Source organism: Anatilimnocola aggregata (assembly GCF_007747655.1).
Lineage (GTDB): Bacteria > Planctomycetota > Planctomycetia > Pirellulales > Pirellulaceae > Anatilimnocola > Anatilimnocola aggregata.
Genome location: NZ_CP036274.1, coordinates 1,646,143 through 1,662,300, shown reverse-complemented (window position 1 = coordinate 1,662,300; position 16,158 = coordinate 1,646,143). Strand labels below are relative to the sequence as shown.

The following is a 16,158-nucleotide window of genomic DNA, read 5'->3' as shown; positions in this document are numbered from 1 at the left end:
AATCGGATGGTTCAATAAATGGCCCGCCAAGTGGCATCCGGTTAATCGATCCAACAGGCCCACTTAGGATCTGAATAAGGAATGACTGGTCAGGATGCCCCGGGACAATTGGAACTCTGCCATAAATTGGCCCGGCCACAAATTGATCGCGGGGAAGGTCCCAGAATTTTCCGTGCCGTGGAGCTCCCCCATTGCGATCAAGCAGACGGTTCAAGACACTTCTCACCTGAACAATTCGCGATTCCATTAAAGGGACCCTTCGTAAGGAACGAGTGCGGGAAGATTCAGTTAAAGAATTAAACCCCACTGAATAGCGACTTTGCAACTGACGGTGAGGTAGGGCTGCGGATGCGTACCGGTGTTGGTTATGTATCGATCCGGAGGCGTTCAGGTGGCGCAGGAACGTACTCGAAGGGCCAAGCTAGCTGCGATTAGCGAGCGGAATCTGCGTCCTAGCAGCCCGTTGAAAAACAGCTACCTGGCAGGAAAGTGACGATTTGCGAATCGATAAACTGTCGAAAACATGGCGTTTTCCTATGGCTGGGATCGCTGCAATTTCGAACCAGTGCAGGTAAATGTTCGCCAGCAGCGGGGAAAGTACTTCGCCCTGCGGCGTACCTTGCTGGGGTCGTGTGGTCGGCGGTCGCCCGTCGTCGTCGATTTCCACGACAGACGCCTGGAGCCAGGACTGAACGGTCCACGACTCTCATCCGCACAAACTTTAGAAGCTGATCGTGAGGGATCGTGTCGAAGTATCCTTGCAGGTCTGCGTCGTACACCTCCCGTCGCCCAGCCTGGAGATGTTGCCGAATCTCGGCGAGCGCGCCGAGCGGCCCGGACGGAACCCGTATGAGCTGTCTACAAAGTCCGCCTCGAAGATCAGCTCCATCACCAGCAGTACCGCCATCTGCACAATCCGATCCTTAACGGTCGGGATGCCGAGTGGTCGTTGCCTGCCATCGGGCTTGGAAATGCAAACGCGTTTCACCGGCTGCGGCCGATAGCGGTGAGTGCGAAGCTCTTCGTGCAACTCCTCCAGGAAGGTCGCTGCACCAGGGCCATCGATGATGTCCTGGCACGATTGACCATCCACTCCAGGAGCGACATAGTTATTCAGCACCAACCGCCAGGCGGCTGTCAGCACGTGGCGCCGATACACCCGGTCGTACAAGGCGCAAAACCGGAAGCTTGGCTCTTGCTTGGCATTGAGGCCCAGCTTCCACCGTAGTTGAGAGACGGTCAGCCGCAGTGTCACACCCGACTTCACCTCCGGCTCCGCCGGAAGCTGATCGGCATTGTGGGCTGTTGCCTTCTCCGTAGTGGGACGAATGTCCAAGCGGGTCTCTCCTCCTTGGCGGAAAACAACATTCTCGGCAGGGTCCCTTCGCTCCACCGGCGTTACCCGGCTTCGACGCTAGTGTGAACCCCTCCGACTCCCGCATCCGCCACCGTGGCCGTTATGTCTTCCGACGCGATGTTGTCGGCGACGCCCATTCGCCGACACGTCTGCGGGCCTCTTAGGTTTCTGAATCATCTGTCTCCATCCGCCGTCCTCTCACACCCCGAGGAGCCTGATCACTGCATTTACTCGTTGCTTCGTGATCAGTGCTGGCTTCGCCATCGTTGGCAGGTTGGCCGCTCCCACTTCATAACGGGGCCGTACTGGGTTCACTTGCGTTACGGCTGACGGATTCGCCTCCCAAGGCTCCGACAGCTGGGTTACTCCCACCGCCGCTCGGTAAGCTACCGGAATACGAGCAATTCTCCGGACAAGCTCCTTTCATCTTTAGATCATCCAGACTTCTCCTGACGCACCAACGGGCTGCTAGAAATACGTAGAAGTACGCGAGGGCGGTTGGTAGCGGTCAAGTATGGACGCACCAGAAGATTCTGTTGCCGCCATTTCCCCTAAAGCGAATCAAATGATTGGATTGATGCCTGTTTAATGACTTGATTGAGGACTGAAGTCGATCGCGACGATCCACTTCACCGGATTGCGGTAGTGGATCAAGAATGAAGTCTGGCCACCCTTCCTCCTCGAAGGCGGTGAGGATCAACTCTTGGTTTATTGCTGGTTTACGGAAGAGTTTGACAACCTGACCTGCGAAGGCAAGCTCCTTCCGATCCTTGTTCCACGTTGGCTTTACGGGCGACGCATTCGCTGGAGAAGGCGCGCGGCAATGTATCGGCTTTGTGGGATTATCATTGGCGCATCCCAGAACTGACCGACAGAACGTGACGCCCGCATCAGTGAGAATTAAAGCGGTGTCGCGTGTGAGACGAACTACGTCATGAGGAATGAAAGTGCGGACGAAAGCGCCTGGGAGTGAGATCTCCCGCTTCAACTCGATCAACTGCTTTGCAAATAGCCATCGCACATCCGATGCTTCCAGTCCTCCGACCCTGAGAGAGCGCCATTCCAATGCAAATCTCCAAACGTCCTCGTCCAGGTCGTCCGCATAGTCGCGAGCTCGGATTAGGTGAGACAGCGCGTCCAAGATCTGACGATTCATCGGGCGCTGAATATGTCGCATTAGGTATGTCGCAATAGGAATGTGATACGTGGATATTGTCAATTAAACAGCCTGTGGATGAAAAGTCTAGGGTTCGGAGAGGAACCTGGCCTAAAGTCGAGGAGAAGTTTGAGGCACGCGTATTTTTCCGCCCATAACAATTTAGTCCCGGCCACCTAGTGTAATTCCCGTCCAGCGGTTCCGAAGTCCTGGGTTAAGATCGTCAAGAGACGCAGACGCCTCCTGTGTAAACGAACTCTAAGTGACGGGTTAGGGATTCGGCGCTCTAGTGTTAAGCTGGACACTCCCTGGCGCCAACTTACGTTTTTTTGCCACGAATTGACGCAATGTGACACTGGAATTGAATGAGAGTCCGCAGCCCATCCAACCTGCAACAACTTAGCGTAAGTGCCGAAACGCCAGGAGTACCGCAGGAGTATGTGCCGTTCACTGGGGGACGGGTATGACGCAGGCGAAAGCAAAACATCCCCCAACGAACTTAGCAATCCCTTTGGTTCGCGTCACAAGCCGCGAGTACCTGAGCACGTATTTCTAATTCGATCGCTTCCATGAGAACCAACTCCTTGAGACGGCCCCCAGCTTAGCGAGCTTACCCAGAGGGCGCTAGATGTAGAATCGAAACGCACTAGGTTCCTGGCTTCTGTAGACCAGATGCCTCACCCCAGCGAAGATGAAGAGTAAGTCGATTGTGCGTCGATATCTCGCAGTTTGCAGCGCGGCACGGAATTCACGCGACCCGTAATCCAAATTTTGCTTCCAACTGAAATTCGACCCAGTCTCACGGCTTGTCTAGCGAAGATTGACGACACAATCTCCAAAGTTCCGCTTGAACCGCTTCCGGTTGCGTTGTCCATAGCCTCACGATGGAAACTAGTCGTGCGTTAGTCACCGTCAGTCGGCGTTCTTTGTTCTCTCTCAACTTTTCGAAAAGCATATATCGAAGTCGGACCGGCTGCTGCTATGATAACGCCGTCATGGAGCGCTTCTTCTGGTCGCTCAAATACGAGTGGACCAACCACGACAGATTCGCAAATCTAACAGACGCGCGCCTCAGCGTCTTCCGCTACATCGAAACCTTTTACAATCCCGAGCGTTTACATCAGACGCTCGGCTACCTCTCCCCCAATCAATTCGAAACCGAACACGCCCCGGCATCAGCGGCGTAACCACCGCCCGCCAGTCTCCGAGAATCCTGGGTCATCGCAAACCGAGATTCATGCCCCGCTAATCACGCTGACGAAGGCAGACATCATTCGCCAGCGTTGCCTTGATCAATGGGACGAGCTAATGGAGGCGATTCCTGGAAGTGCCTGGTCATTGTCGAAAAGTCTGCAAGACGTCACTCCGACGAGCTAGACGTCCCAAGGGACCGTCCGCGCTTCGGCCTTCGCCGACTGTCGCAAGCAATTCTCCCTCATTGAATTGAATACAGGCTGGTCGTAGACACCAGCAGGCGGAATTCCATCCTTCCGGTGAACTGCCACAAAATGCTTGCTGCAAGGGACTTGTGAAGATTAGCGTGACCTGCGATTGGCTGGGTTTTAACGCTAATTTGCCTTCAAGACACCAAAACACCCACACTCAGTCGGTTATGACCGGCCGCGATGCACATCTAAATTTTCGAGGATCTTGCGTCATAAGAAGAGGGAGAGGATTATCTGTCCACTGAAAGACCGAGTAGCAAGTCGGCCAAATCTTCTCAAACCGGTTTGTGGTTCGAATATTGCAAGCCCACTGCTTCACCATTCTCGATACCGGCGAAGCTCTGCTTCAAGGTCAGCAACGAGAAACTCGTAAACTTTCCCAAAGTCGTGGCGGGCGCACCTCACGCTTAAGTGGATCTTCGTGTCGAGAACGTCCGTTGGACTAATCTCCCAGTTGGCCGAATCGAGACACTGCAAACACCCCAATTCCCTTCTTTCGAGCAGGTGTCCAAGCTGCTGCTGCAGGTCGTCGCCTTGACGAGCGGCGCGAGAAGCCATGGAATCCAGCGCTTCAGCGTTCGTAAGTTCGGACGCTTGCATCCCACCAGGTCGACGACATTTTTTGAACCGCCGATCAGCTTCGCGGCGGGTGGCAATGATCTCCGCATAGGTCGACAACAACCGGTGCAGCACCGCGTGCAATTTGCGATTATCAGGCTGTGTCCATATCTGGCGAATAATCGGACCGATGACTTCGCTACGCTCCCTCAGTAAGACAAACGGCAAGCCACCAAGGTAGCTTTGCGGAAGATGCATGGCCGAGAACATTGTCAGTTCGGAGTTATTCATTGGCTCCCTAAGGCCGAGCATGAAAGCGTGCGCAAATGCCGATAGGCAGCCCGCGGAATATTCGTAGGCGTCCCATGAGATACACAGCAGCGCAGCGTTGACAAGTTCGCGATCTAGCTTTTTACAACCTTTCATCGCAGTGAGCGAATTAACGAGATTACTTTTGCGACCACCAAACCAACTTGAAAAGTGTGCATACGTATCTCCGGAATGCTGATCAATCCGATTGAGTAAGCGGTCGGCGACTTCATCGGTGACGCTCGAAGCAATTGCGGTCGATACGCGGCTGCATTCGAACAACGAGCTGAGCACGATGTCTCTGATTTGTATTGCACTCAGATCTTCGAGTGGGTTCAGGAATGCAGCAGCCGTCAGACCATAGGCAATACTTTGCGCTTCGGTCGGTTGCTGAATGCCGGCGTTGACCGCGGCCGCCCTCCCTTCTTTCGTCAACCGCGTAAACGACCACGACTGGCCGGAACCATCGCGACGCTTGCCGACGTGAGATGGCAACGAGGACGTTTCAGTTCCGCCGCCGCGCCCTGTTCGCCGCACGTAGAGATCTTGAGTATTTAAACCATCCCGCTGAATGAACTGCTGACCATAGATTGCTCGGACCCTCAACAACTGGTTCAGGCGATATGACTGGCGTTGCTCAACAGAAAGCGGTGGCTGGCTAGTTGGTGGCCAGCCGACCCGTTCCAACATCTCAGACCCCGCGCAAGTTGCGGTAGGAACGTACGACTCAGGTTTTGCGGGGACGAAGCGACGATCTCCGCCGCGGACTCGAAATACCTCCCAGGCAACTTCTTGCACAGGAAATGCCTTGTCGCTTTGCCAGGACGGCCGCCAGCTTATTTGACTGCAATGAACAGCCAGCGGATCTGGTCCACCGCGTTGGAATAACTCGTGGCCGCTTGGCGTTTCAATCCATTCGCCGTAAGCGGTGGTGACTGTCGTCGTTTCGGCGCTCATCGCTGGTCCTCCTGACCTTGCTGGTTCCTCGCTCGAAGCCAAGCAAGCTTCGAATTGATAAGAGACTTTGCTTCACAAATTTTCTCTCCGCAAGTATCACCGCGCGAATTTTCCAGCTGCTTTTGCACTCAGAAAATTTGGCCGGTTTTCCCAAGTCAAGTGACAGGAAGTTTTTTCCTGCTGGTAGCCACCCAAGGCGACAATTCTCAACAAGTCATTCAGAGGTCATTATGAGACATAAGTTCAGGGCAAAAAAGCGGTTGCGCAAGCGACCGCTTACGCGCAAAGCCGGTTGGTATTCTGCCAATCAACGCACAACAGGTCCGATTTGTGTTTGGCTGCTGCTAATTGCTCTTTATCTAAGCAACCCCATAAAGGTTTGTGGTGCCACCATCAATGACATAGACGGTGCATGCGAAATTTCACCGAATCAAGTTCACTTGGCTACACCGGCATCAAAGGGTTACGGTTCTCCAGTAGTGGCTGATCTGCCGTCGGCGGCAACTTCCAGACGACGATCCCGCCGCAAACAAGAATTGGACAATCAACGAGCGGCGCTTCGTCAGCGCACCGAGGATGAAATTAGCCGAATTCATGCCGAATACTGGCGCACAGCCGGGCAACATCGGGACTGGGCCGTTGGCACGGCATACGCTCGCTATTCGACCCGTTTTCAGGAGTCGATCGGCGACCAGATCCGGTCGCTACTGGAGTTTGCCTTAGCCAACAGGATTCGGGTTCCAAGAGAGTTGATCTTCTTCGATTTGGCAGTACGCGGTGCTAAGAACCGGCGGACGGGACTTGATGAATTGCGGCATGCGCTAAAGAGCCGAAAGGCGAGTGTTCTATTGCTATTTGCCACCAATCGGCTGTTTCGTAAGACATATCGTACGCTCGAATTCGTCGATAGCGTGCATCAGCAGTTGAGAGCACGGTGCATCTTCGTAAAGTCCGGCGTCGATACCGACGATCGCGATCGATGGGAAGGGTTGCTTCACTTGGCGGCGATCATGGATCAGTTTGTGGTTCGCATGGGCATCGCGCATATCCATGCTGCCCATGAAGGGATGTTGATCAAGCAATTAGTCTTCGGAACGATTTCCTTTGGCTACTGTGGGCGTCCGATTCCCGGTGAACTCACTCGCAAAAATAAGCCTCGTTGCGAAATTGCCGTCGATGACCGCGCCGCAGAGGTAGTGAGGTCAATTTTTCAGTGGTACGTCCACGACCGGCTGGAGATTATCGATATTCTACGGCGGCTCAACGCTGATCCGGCGGTTCCATTGCCCCCCAAAACGACCGTGGGGCGCTGGACCAGATTGGCCGTGCGAAGCGTTCTTCAGAACACTCGTTATCGAGGCCTCTGGCGGTATGGGGTGTGCGAAAGCGTGTTCCTGCCCGACGACGACTATGTTTGTCAGCGCCCGCGCGCTGCTCCGCTCAAGGAAGTACAGCTCGACGAGTTACGCATTGTCGACGACGCACTCTGGTTTGCGGCCGCTGAGCGAATTGCTCGCGACAAGCAAGGAAGGGGCGGCCGATCACCCAAAGACGGTGACTCAACTGCGCGTCCCAAACTGCTGAACGGATTGCTCGTTTGTCCGCAACACGATGATCAGCGACTCTATGTGGGCGGTCCATTTGGCCGTGTGATGGTGTGCCCGATTTGCAGAGCAATGCCGGCTGCAGATCGACCACTCTACACCATGCTGAATCGGCAACTGGCAACCGAGCTTCTTATCACTCAAATTATCGGGCTAATCCACGCGGACGCGGAACTGGATCAGCAGATTGTCAACGTCTGTGAACAGGCGGCTGTCGCCGCTCAATGTCCCGATCCGACCGCCATCAAGCATCTTCAACAAGAGTTGATCGCCTGCATGCGGACAATTGACCTTACTCGGAGAACAGCGGGCAGTACCGCTGAGGATCAACAGCAAGCCGAGACCACAATTCGCGACCTGCAAGGAGAGGCCGCTGGGTTGCGATCCGAGCTCGCTCGGCTGCAGTTGCAGCAGCAGCAATTGCCGCGAGTTCCGACCTGCGGTGAAGTACAAGCGTTACGCAATCGCATGGCCAGCCGACTGCTGGCGGCCTTTGAGTCGAATGACATTGAAGTTATCGCCCAAGCGCGCCGCATCCTGGAATTAGTAACGGGTGGACGCATTGCCCTCGAACAGCAAGGGCTACGCGAGCCCAAACGAGGTTGGTTGCGGGCCAGGTATCGTTGTCAATTGATCTCGGCCTTATCGGCGGAAAGCTCTGGCGCTGCCCACCTTTCAAACGCGGATGGCGAGATCGAGATGATCCTCGACTTTCGCCGACCTTCGGAATTTGATTTGAAGGCCGAGAACGCGCGAGTGTTCAAGGTCGACGGTCGAACCAACCGGGAGATCATGGCGGAGCTTGGCTGCAGCCGATCGATGGTTACGAAACTGCTCAAGCATGCGGCCTTCCTGCGGGGCGAAACGTACATTGACGGTCGTACCCTGCGACACCAAAGGAGTCCACGATCGAAATTGGCAAACGAGTAGCTGCCCAGAAACATGCTGTCAGACGTTCGAGCTGACAACACGAAGATTTTTTCAATTCCCCTACAGAGCTAAAGGAGTCTCGCACGCCGCACAACGGCCAGGAAATAACACCTACTCCCGCCGGGGAGACGAATGATTGGCGCGATGCACACCGCGCGGAGTTGGCCCAACGGCTCGGCCAACTTCTGGCGCGATGGTGGTTATCCGATCTTGCTCAAAGCAAGAAAAAGCTACTTCGCGAGAACAGTTTAGCTTGTGACTCAACCGAGCCGGAAAAGGTTGGTGAATGATCGAAATTATAAGAAACGGGACCGATCTCCTTCGGGAAATCATTTCGCAGGACGAACGGCGACGAAGATGCAACTAAAAGAGCGGCGACCGCTGACAGAATCGGTCACGCTGATTGGCGTGGGCGCCGTGGGCAGGCAGATGGCGATCCTTTTAACGGCACAAGGGATTCGGAAACTGCAATTGATTGACGGCCAAGTGGTCCAGCGGCGGCACATCTGCACCCAAGGTTTTCTCGCAGATGACGTGGGACGCCCGAAGGTTCATGCGGTCGCCGATCTTTGTCAGCAGATAGATCCCCACTTGGATGTGTCGGAGGAATTTGGTCGCTTCCGGTCAGGCATGCCTCTTCATGGAATTGTCTTCTGTTGCGCGAGCAAGGATTCCGTACGAACAAGGATTCGGCGTTCTGTAAAAGCAGAGCATCCATTCTGGGGCGAAGCGGTTATTCAGGGTGAGGTGATTCGTGTTGCCACCGCGACTAGCAGTCATCGGAGCAATTTCGCGTCCACTGCGGCTGCCGAAGTGAACTTGCCAGCCGGCAAAGAGTTGAAGTCCAAGCTCCCCCTAGCCACGATGGCCGCGGCGCTATTAGTACGGCAATTCATCCGCTTTGCCGAGGGGCTGCCAAACGAAGGTGACATTGTGATTGATTTGGTGGCAGGCAAGTACCTGCGCGGCCCCACCAATGGATAACTACGCAAGCAGATATCCACTTTACCTCCGCAGAAGATTGCTTCGCTGAGGTACGAAGAAATTGCCCGGTGGCGGATCGTCTACCACCAAGCCGGGCATGTCGCGGCGGCCTATCCGCTTGAAATCACGGTCCAGCAGGTCTCGGTAGCGAACGGCGAAGGTTGGCGCCCCGGTGTTCAGTTGGGATCGCTTTCTCGGGCCATGTTGCTGGCGGACGACAGTGCCGACCGGCAGCGTACTTTGCGGCGGCATTTGATGGTTCGCCTGGCCGGACAGGTCGCCGAGATGGCGTTCACCATCCAACAATTTCGGGCTACGGGGCACCAAGTCCATTGGTCCCGCTGGCGATTGCGTTGGATTCGTAACCTGTTTCTCCGAAGTGAAGTCGACACGGACTTTACCTATGCAGCCCTCTTCGCCTGGGGCATTTGTCGAGATGCGAGTGAACTCCGGCGAACCTTCGACCAGTTGTGGCGAGATACGGAGGGCCTACTCCGCCGACCAGCTTACTGGTCGCAAATTGAATTACTGTCGGCCGCGCTGAGTGTGCGGCCCGTGATGACCGGAGAAGAAGCGTTCGCGGTGATTCGGCCTCTTGCGCCGTGAGCACGCACACGCAGTACTGTTCAGCGCGCCGGCGGGACTTTGTCCCGCCGGCTTTTTTTGTTTCTTGTCTCTATTTTCCTTGGGAGCGTTCGATGCAAATGAACCTTCAATCCGATGAGTTGGTGAATCGCTGGAAGCGACAGATCGGTTCTCGCAAGCCTTATCGAAGGCAACGACTGTTGGCGGCGATCGGTTTTTTGTACCGCGCGAAGGATCGCACGGAACCATTCATTGAGTTGCACCGGCTGCTGACCGTGGTCGTGTTCGATGATCCCATCGGTCGTGCCTTTCCCGCCCTGCGGGTGGCTGGCTACGGTGCCAGGCAAGTTCCCCACGGCGTGCAATGGGGTGGGCCGGACAACAGCAAGTTCTACAAAGACCTGAGGCTGGAACCAGAGGCGGGCGGCTGGGGACTGCGAATCGATACCTTCAATTGCGATGTGTTACACATCGCAATGCAATTGCAGGCGACGCTCCATCGTGTCGATCGATTCACACCCAGGTCGGCAACTCTGCAGCCACAGTTGCCTCGGCTCTGGGCGGGGTTTCCTGCGCAGGAGGCGGAGTCTATGCGTGCTTCGGGACCGGAATTCGCAGGCTTATGCGATAAGTTCAGTATTTTACCTGACGCCATGCTGGAGAAGTTTCGTCGCGAGCACCAAGGATTGGTTTGCTTCCCCATGGACTGGGTCAGCTCCGATCTCCATCGTAGTTTGGCAGTTTTCGCGGACATGAGCGAAACACCGCGCACGCAGGTGTTTCGTCTGACTGATTATCCAGAGGGCTTGCAAGGCTTTCAGGGAGCGGCGGCGTTTGACTTCTATCACAGTTCCCAACGTGAGCAGTTCACGAGCAAACTGGAACGAGCGCGCAGGAAGCAAGAGCAAACTCATTTGCCTTTGCCGCCAAATCGCAACCAGCCGGAGGAAGTGATACCGCAAGAAGCGGATAGCGATTCGTCACAGCAACCGTGCTGCCAGGCAATCGATGCGCTGATTCATGCCACTTGAAAAGTATTATCGTGGTCGCCGCGTCCTGAGAACGAAGCGACGCGGCAACTTCATTCTGGTGAAACTCACTCAGAGTGAGAATCGCGCGAGTGCGGCGTGGATTTCTGTGTTGCCTGAGGAGTACGAGCAAGGACTATCGGTAACTCGTTCCGTGGGCTCACACCTGGCGACTGATTGCCAAGATCCAACCCCGGACAAGCAGTAAACCTGCGTTGAACGGTCCCCGCTGACGCGTGGCGCGCTGCGAAACCCCGAAGTCGGTGGAGTGATTTCCCTTCGCACCTGCGAACGGTGCTCATTGAGAAGTGCCCGATCAGTGATGTCGCCGCAAGGCGGCATCACGGCACTTTTCTTTAACTATCCGGACTCCCACCTGCCCTAAGGCCACCAAGGACGCGGCATGTGGGCAACTATTCGTCAGCATCCGGCATCAGATCGGCCATTCTGCATTTTAGGGCCTTGGCCAATTTCTCTACGGTAGCGATGGTCACGTTCCGTTCGCCCCGTTCGACCATGCTGACAAACGTCGGGTGAAGGTCAACATCAAGGCCCAAGCCCTCTTGAGACAGACCTTTCTTGGCGCGCAGTGCCCATACCCGCAGTCCGAGTTGGCGGAATTGTATCGCGCGAGATGGAACGCGGAGCTGGTCCGGAAGAAATTGGGGACGCACATTCTCCCCTACAGTCTGGTTCGTACGATCCTGGTCTACGCCGCGCAGAAGCATCATCTCGAACCTTGTTCGCTCAGCTTCAAAGGTGGAATTCAAACTTTGGAAGCATTTCAGCCAGTGATTGCGCTAAGCATGCTCGTCCCCAATTCTGGCCCCCAAGAATTTGGCTGGCGGAAACGTCGTTGCCCGAAAGAAATGAAATGGTTTCGGTCGGACACGCCGAGGTCGATGTGGCCGAAGCGAACTGAAAGATCGAGTCTCTGGTTCACATCTCGTCGTTGCCCACCTCAAGATCTCATCTGCGGATTGCCGGTGTCCACCATGCCCTCCGATTGATAAAATCACTTCGGTTGCGCGGTACTCAATCCGGTCAAGGCACGTCGGGGCAACTCCCCAATCTGAAGGAAACAATCATGAACAGGCCAAAACTACCAGTTTTCGCGTTAACGCTGGTTGCCGGGTTGGCGGCCTTTCTCGTCGCTATTGCATATAGCCAGCCCGCTAAGTCCAGTCGCGCCGAAGTGGCAAAGCCTGCGAATTCCGGCGATGTTCAGATCACCGGAGAACTGGGATCGCCGGCCGCCACGACGACGATCGATGGCAAGCAACTCCCCCCGCCTCCATCGAAGTTCGGCGGCGTTATCAAGGAGACGGCGAAAGATTCCAAGCCATACTGGCCGCCTTCAGTGGTGCCGCCCAAGGGCGCGCCTAATGTGCTGCTCATCATGACCGATGACCAGGGCTTCGGTGTCACCAGTACGTTCGGAGGCGTGATCCCCACGCCAGCGATGGATCGCTTGGCGAAGTCGGGATTGCGCTACACACAGTTCAATTCCACCGCGCTGTGCTCGCCGACGCGTGCGGCGTTGATCACCGGCCGCAACCATCACTCGGTCGGTACGGGCGTGATCGGCGAACTGGCCACGGGCTATCCGGGTTACGACAGCATCATCACCAAGGACAAGGCCTCAGTCGGAACTATCCTACGAGACAACGGCTACGCGACCTCGTGGTTTGGCAAGAATCACAACACCCCGACCTACCACTACAGCGCCGCCGGCCCGTTCGATCAATGGCCCAGCGGGATGGGCTTCCAATACTTCTACGGGTTCATGGGCGGCGAGACCGACCAGTGGACGCCGTATCTTTTCAAGGATCACACGCAGGTCTTCCCGTACCACGGAAAGAAGGACTACAACCTCATCACCGACATGGCCGATGAGGCGATCAAGTATATGAACGGCCTGAACGCCGCCGCGCCTGATAAGCCGTTCTTCGTTTACTACGTCCCCGGCGGCACCCATTCGCCACATCAGCCAAAACGCGAGTGGCGCGATAAATTCAAAGGCAAGTTCGACATGGGCTGGGAGAAGCTGCGCGAGGAGATTTTTGCTAACCAGAAGAAGCTCGGCGTGATCCCCGCGAATACCGAGCTGACCGCGTGGCCCGACAGCCTGCCGAAGTGGGATTCGCTCTCCGCGGATCAAAAAAAACTCTACGCCCGCGAGGCAGAGAACTTCGCTGGCTATGCCGCCTATACCGACCACGAGATCGGCCGCGTCATCCAATCCGTCGAGGACATGGGCAAGCTCGAAAACACGCTGATCATCTACATCAGCGGCGACAACGGCACGAGCGCTGAGGGCACGGTCGAGGGAACCTTCAATCAAATGACCGCTTACAACGGTATCCTAACTTTGCCGATCGCCGCACAGATGGCGCATTACGACGATTGGGGCTCGGATAAGACGTACCCGCACATGTCGGTCGCATGGTCTTGGGCACTTGATACGCCGTTCAAGTGGACCAAGCAAGTCGCCTCACACTTCGGCGGCACGCGCCAGGGAATGGTCATGTCATGGCCCAATCGCATCAAGGACGCCGGCGGCATCCGTACACAGTTCCATCACATCATTGACATCGTCCCCACGATCCTTGAAGCCAGTAATATCCGCGCGCCGGAGACGGTTGACGGCATCGCACAGTCGCCGATTGAAGGTGTGAGCATTGCGTACACCTGGGACGAGGCCAACAAGTCAGCCAAGTCGAAGCGCGAAACGCAGTACTTTGAGATGTTCTGCAACCGCGGCATCTATCACGAAGGCTGGTATGCCTGCACGACGCCGCCGGCCCCGCCGTGGCTCATGGGTGGGGTCAAGATGCCGGAGATCGCTGATTACAAGTGGGAACTGTACGACATCACCGAAGACTTTTCGCAGAACAACGACCTCGCCGCGAAGCAGCCGCAGAAGCTTAAGGAAATGCAGGCGATTTTCATGAAGGAAGCTGAGAAGTACAACGTCCTTCCATTGGACAACTCCGTTCTCCCGCGCCTCGTCACCCCGCGTCCGAGCGCGATTGCCGGCAAGAGCATCCTGACCTACACCGGAGAAAACGTCGGCATTCCGATCGGCAACGCGCCGGAGCTTTTGAACAAGGACTACACCATCACCGCCGAAATCACAGTTCCGCAAGGCGGTGCAAACGGTATGATCGCGACGATGGGCGGCCGCTTCGGAGGCTACGGCCTGTACATGCTCAAGGGCAAGCCGGTCTTCGTTTACAACGCCCTCGACCTGGCCCGTTTCCGCTGGGAGGGCAGTGAAGCACTCGCCGCCGGCAAGCACACGATCGTGTTCGACCTCAAGTATGACGGACCCGGCCCCGGCAAGGGCGGCACCGGCGTGCTCACGGTGGATGGCAAGGAGCTGGTGAAAAAGCCTATGCCGCACTCGATTCCGATGTTGATGGCGATCGATGAGACCTTCGACATCGGCTCAGACACTCGCACGGGAGTCGACGCCGATTACGAGCTGCCGTTCCAATTCACGGGTCAGATTGACAAGCTGACGTTCAAACTCGGCCCGTCCGAGTTGCTTGCAGCGGAACAGAAGACGATGGCGGAACGACTCTCCCGGACGAGGGATTGAAAGAGTTTACACCGACGAAAAAGGTGACAGAGGATCAGGCTAAGAAAAAGAAGCTGCTCGGACGCGCAAGCTAGCAGGATTAGTCTCCAAGTCGTCGGTTAACTGAGTTGGCACCCATTCCGGGCCTCGTGGCTATCTGCGGCGAGGTTCGACCTCTTTTCGTCGTAGGGATTTTATGAACATCGGACACCTTAGGCATCTTGTGGCGACTGCAATCATGATCGTGGCAACGGCCGCGAGCACGCCCGCACATGCCGCCGATCCGCTTCCTTCATGGAATGATGGCCCGACAAAACAGGCCATTGTCGCCTTCGTCGAGAAGGTCACGAAGGAAGGCTTGCCGGGCTTCGTCCCCGTCGCCGAACGCATCGCCACGTTCGACAACGATGGCACGCTCTGGTGCGAACACCCCGTGGTGCAACTCGTATTCGCCATCGACCGGCTCAAGGTTCTGGTCGACAAGCAACCGCAGTTGCGCGAAAAGCCGGCGGTCGCGGCGGCCCTAACGGGCAACATGGCGTACTTTGAAAAGGAAGGCGAACATGCAATCGCCGAAATCGTCTTCCTCACTCATACAGGGATGACAGTGGGCGACTTTCACGAGTTAGCTGCAAAATTCTTTAAGACGGCAAAGCATCCGAAATACGGGGTGCTACTCAAGGAAGCCACCTACCTGCCCATGCGCGAACTGCTCGCCTATCTGCGGGACAACGGATTCAAAACGTATATCTGCTCCGGCGGTGGGATCGAGTTCATGCGAGCCGTGTCCCAGGAAATCTATGGCATCCCGCCAGAGCAAGTCATCGGCAGCGCGGGGGTTCTGGATTTTCAGGACAAAGACGGTAAGGCCGTGTTGCTAAAGACCCCGAAGCTGCTGACGTACAACGACAAGCAGGGCAAACCGGCGGGTATCGAGTTGCACATCGGCCGAGTGCCCATCTTCGCGGCGGGCAATGTCCGCACCGGTGGGGACATTGCCATGCTGGGGTACTCCCAAAGCAGTAAGCACCCGTCGCTGCAACTGCTCGTGAACCACGACGACGGGGATCGCGAGTTCGCATACGCTGAGAAAGACGGCGCTTCACTGAAGGCCGCGAAGGAACACGGATGGGCCGTCGTGAATATCAAAGACGACTGGAAGGAAATCTTCTCGTTCAAGAGATAACCGATCACTTCCGGACTTCCAAGTCAGAAGTGCCACTGGCCGATCCCGGACGAGGCGATGGGACGTCATAACGAGAGGCTCGTCATTCGTGATTTTGGGCCTGGGTTTGCGTTTGACGAGCAGGATTGAGCCGCCGTTGCTGTTCGCGAGCGACTCAATGGACGGGACGACACCGATCGTTTTCAGGCATCGCTTTTCGGCCTTCACGTCGCAAGCGCTTGTGCCATTGCCATAAACGACGTCGTCCACTCGCTCGACGAGCCGGAAAACAGTTCAATAGACGTCTCCCCGATCGCCGGTCCTTGTGTAAGCGGCATGCGGCTGCGCCAACTGCCTTTCCACTTTGGTCCTGCGGGAAGAGAGTCGCTCAATTGCTTCGGTCCGATACGCCGAGGTCGATGTGTCCAAAGCGCTTTCGGTAGTCGAGCCACAATTCACGCGCAGTAGATATCATTGCCGACATGTCAGCTTGTTAA

At 56.0% G+C, this 16,158-nt stretch carries 11 protein-coding genes; 7 read left to right on the top strand and 4 right to left on the bottom strand.

All coding sequences use genetic code 11. From position 1 onward, the window contains the following. Window positions 1–721: 721 nt before the first annotated feature. Window positions 722–1,336 carry a reverse transcriptase family protein gene (locus ETAA8_RS06455; RefSeq protein ID WP_145086541.1) on the bottom strand — a complete coding sequence of 205 codons (615 nt, stop codon included), beginning with the start codon at window positions 1,334–1,336 and terminating at the stop codon, window positions 722–724. A gap of 529 nt (window positions 1,337–1,865) precedes the next feature. Beyond that, on the bottom strand, window positions 1,866–2,513 hold the full coding sequence (locus ETAA8_RS06450; RefSeq protein ID WP_145086538.1) for a hypothetical protein: 648 nt from the start codon (window positions 2,511–2,513) through the stop codon (window positions 1,866–1,868). An 884-nt stretch (window positions 2,514–3,397) separates the two neighbouring features. On the opposite strand from ETAA8_RS06450, the gene ETAA8_RS35555 reads away from it, so the two are divergent. Beyond that, window positions 3,398–3,700 (top strand): integrase core domain-containing protein, encoded by a 303-nt coding sequence (locus ETAA8_RS35555; protein WP_145086535.1) that lies wholly within the window; start codon window positions 3,398–3,400, stop codon window positions 3,698–3,700. A gap of 573 nt (window positions 3,701–4,273) precedes the next feature. Here the strand turns inward: ETAA8_RS35555 and ETAA8_RS06440 are convergent. Next, window positions 4,274–5,782 carry a hypothetical protein gene (locus ETAA8_RS06440; RefSeq protein WP_145086532.1) on the bottom strand — a complete coding sequence of 503 codons (1,509 nt, stop codon included), beginning with the start codon at window positions 5,780–5,782 and terminating at the stop codon, window positions 4,274–4,276. A 536-nt stretch (window positions 5,783–6,318) separates the two neighbouring features. Between ETAA8_RS06440 and ETAA8_RS06435 the strand changes: the two genes are divergently transcribed. The 4 genes from ETAA8_RS06435 (at window position 6,319) to ETAA8_RS06420 (ending at window position 10,916) form a co-directional block, all read left to right on the top strand. Further along, window positions 6,319–8,316, top strand: a complete 1,998-nt coding sequence (locus tag ETAA8_RS06435; RefSeq protein WP_202921613.1) for a recombinase family protein — start codon at window positions 6,319–6,321, stop codon at window positions 8,314–8,316. A gap of 282 nt (window positions 8,317–8,598) precedes the next feature. Beyond that, complete coding sequence (locus ETAA8_RS06430) at window positions 8,599–9,300, top strand: ThiF family adenylyltransferase (RefSeq protein WP_145086526.1); 702 nt, start codon at window positions 8,599–8,601, stop codon at window positions 9,298–9,300. 180 nt (window positions 9,301–9,480) lie between these two features. After that, window positions 9,481–9,906: a hypothetical protein gene (locus tag ETAA8_RS06425; protein WP_145086523.1), complete on the top strand. Its 426-nt coding sequence runs from the start codon at window positions 9,481–9,483 to the stop codon at window positions 9,904–9,906. A gap of 92 nt (window positions 9,907–9,998) precedes the next feature. Then, window positions 9,999–10,916 (top strand): hypothetical protein, encoded by a 918-nt coding sequence (locus ETAA8_RS06420; RefSeq protein ID WP_145086521.1) that lies wholly within the window; start codon window positions 9,999–10,001, stop codon window positions 10,914–10,916. 410 nt (window positions 10,917–11,326) lie between these two features. Here ETAA8_RS06420 and ETAA8_RS06415 read toward each other — a convergent pair whose 3' ends face one another. Next, window positions 11,327–11,683: a helix-turn-helix domain-containing protein gene (locus ETAA8_RS06415; protein WP_202921612.1), complete on the bottom strand. Its 357-nt coding sequence runs from the start codon at window positions 11,681–11,683 to the stop codon at window positions 11,327–11,329. Between the two features lie 317 nt (window positions 11,684–12,000). Between ETAA8_RS06415 and ETAA8_RS06410 the strand changes: the two genes are divergently transcribed. After that, on the top strand, window positions 12,001–14,517 hold the full coding sequence (locus ETAA8_RS06410) for an arylsulfatase (protein ID WP_145086517.1): 2,517 nt from the start codon (window positions 12,001–12,003) through the stop codon (window positions 14,515–14,517). 217 nt (window positions 14,518–14,734) lie between these two features. Next, entirely contained in the window at window positions 14,735–15,682 is a 948-nt protein-coding gene (locus ETAA8_RS06405; RefSeq protein ID WP_145086514.1) for an HAD family hydrolase, read from the top strand. Window positions 15,683–16,158 lie beyond the last annotated feature (476 nt).

Bases quoted from the DNA above. Each gene is read 5' to 3' on its own strand.
- ETAA8_RS06450 (WP_145086538.1), bottom strand. From the start codon at position 2,513: ATGAATCGTCAGATCTTGGACGCGCTGTCTCACCTAATCCGAGCTCGC.
- ETAA8_RS35555 (WP_145086535.1), top strand. From the start codon at position 3,398: ATGGAAACTAGTCGTGCGTTAGTCACCGTCAGTCGGCGTTCTTTGTTC.
- ETAA8_RS06440 (WP_145086532.1), bottom strand. From the start codon at position 5,782: ATGAGCGCCGAAACGACGACAGTCACCACCGCTTACGGCGAATGGATT.
- ETAA8_RS06420 (WP_145086521.1), top strand. From the start codon at position 9,999: ATGCAAATGAACCTTCAATCCGATGAGTTGGTGAATCGCTGGAAGCGA.
- ETAA8_RS06410 (WP_145086517.1), top strand. From the start codon at position 12,001: ATGAACAGGCCAAAACTACCAGTTTTCGCGTTAACGCTGGTTGCCGGG.
- ETAA8_RS06405 (WP_145086514.1), top strand. From the start codon at position 14,735: ATGATCGTGGCAACGGCCGCGAGCACGCCCGCACATGCCGCCGATCCG.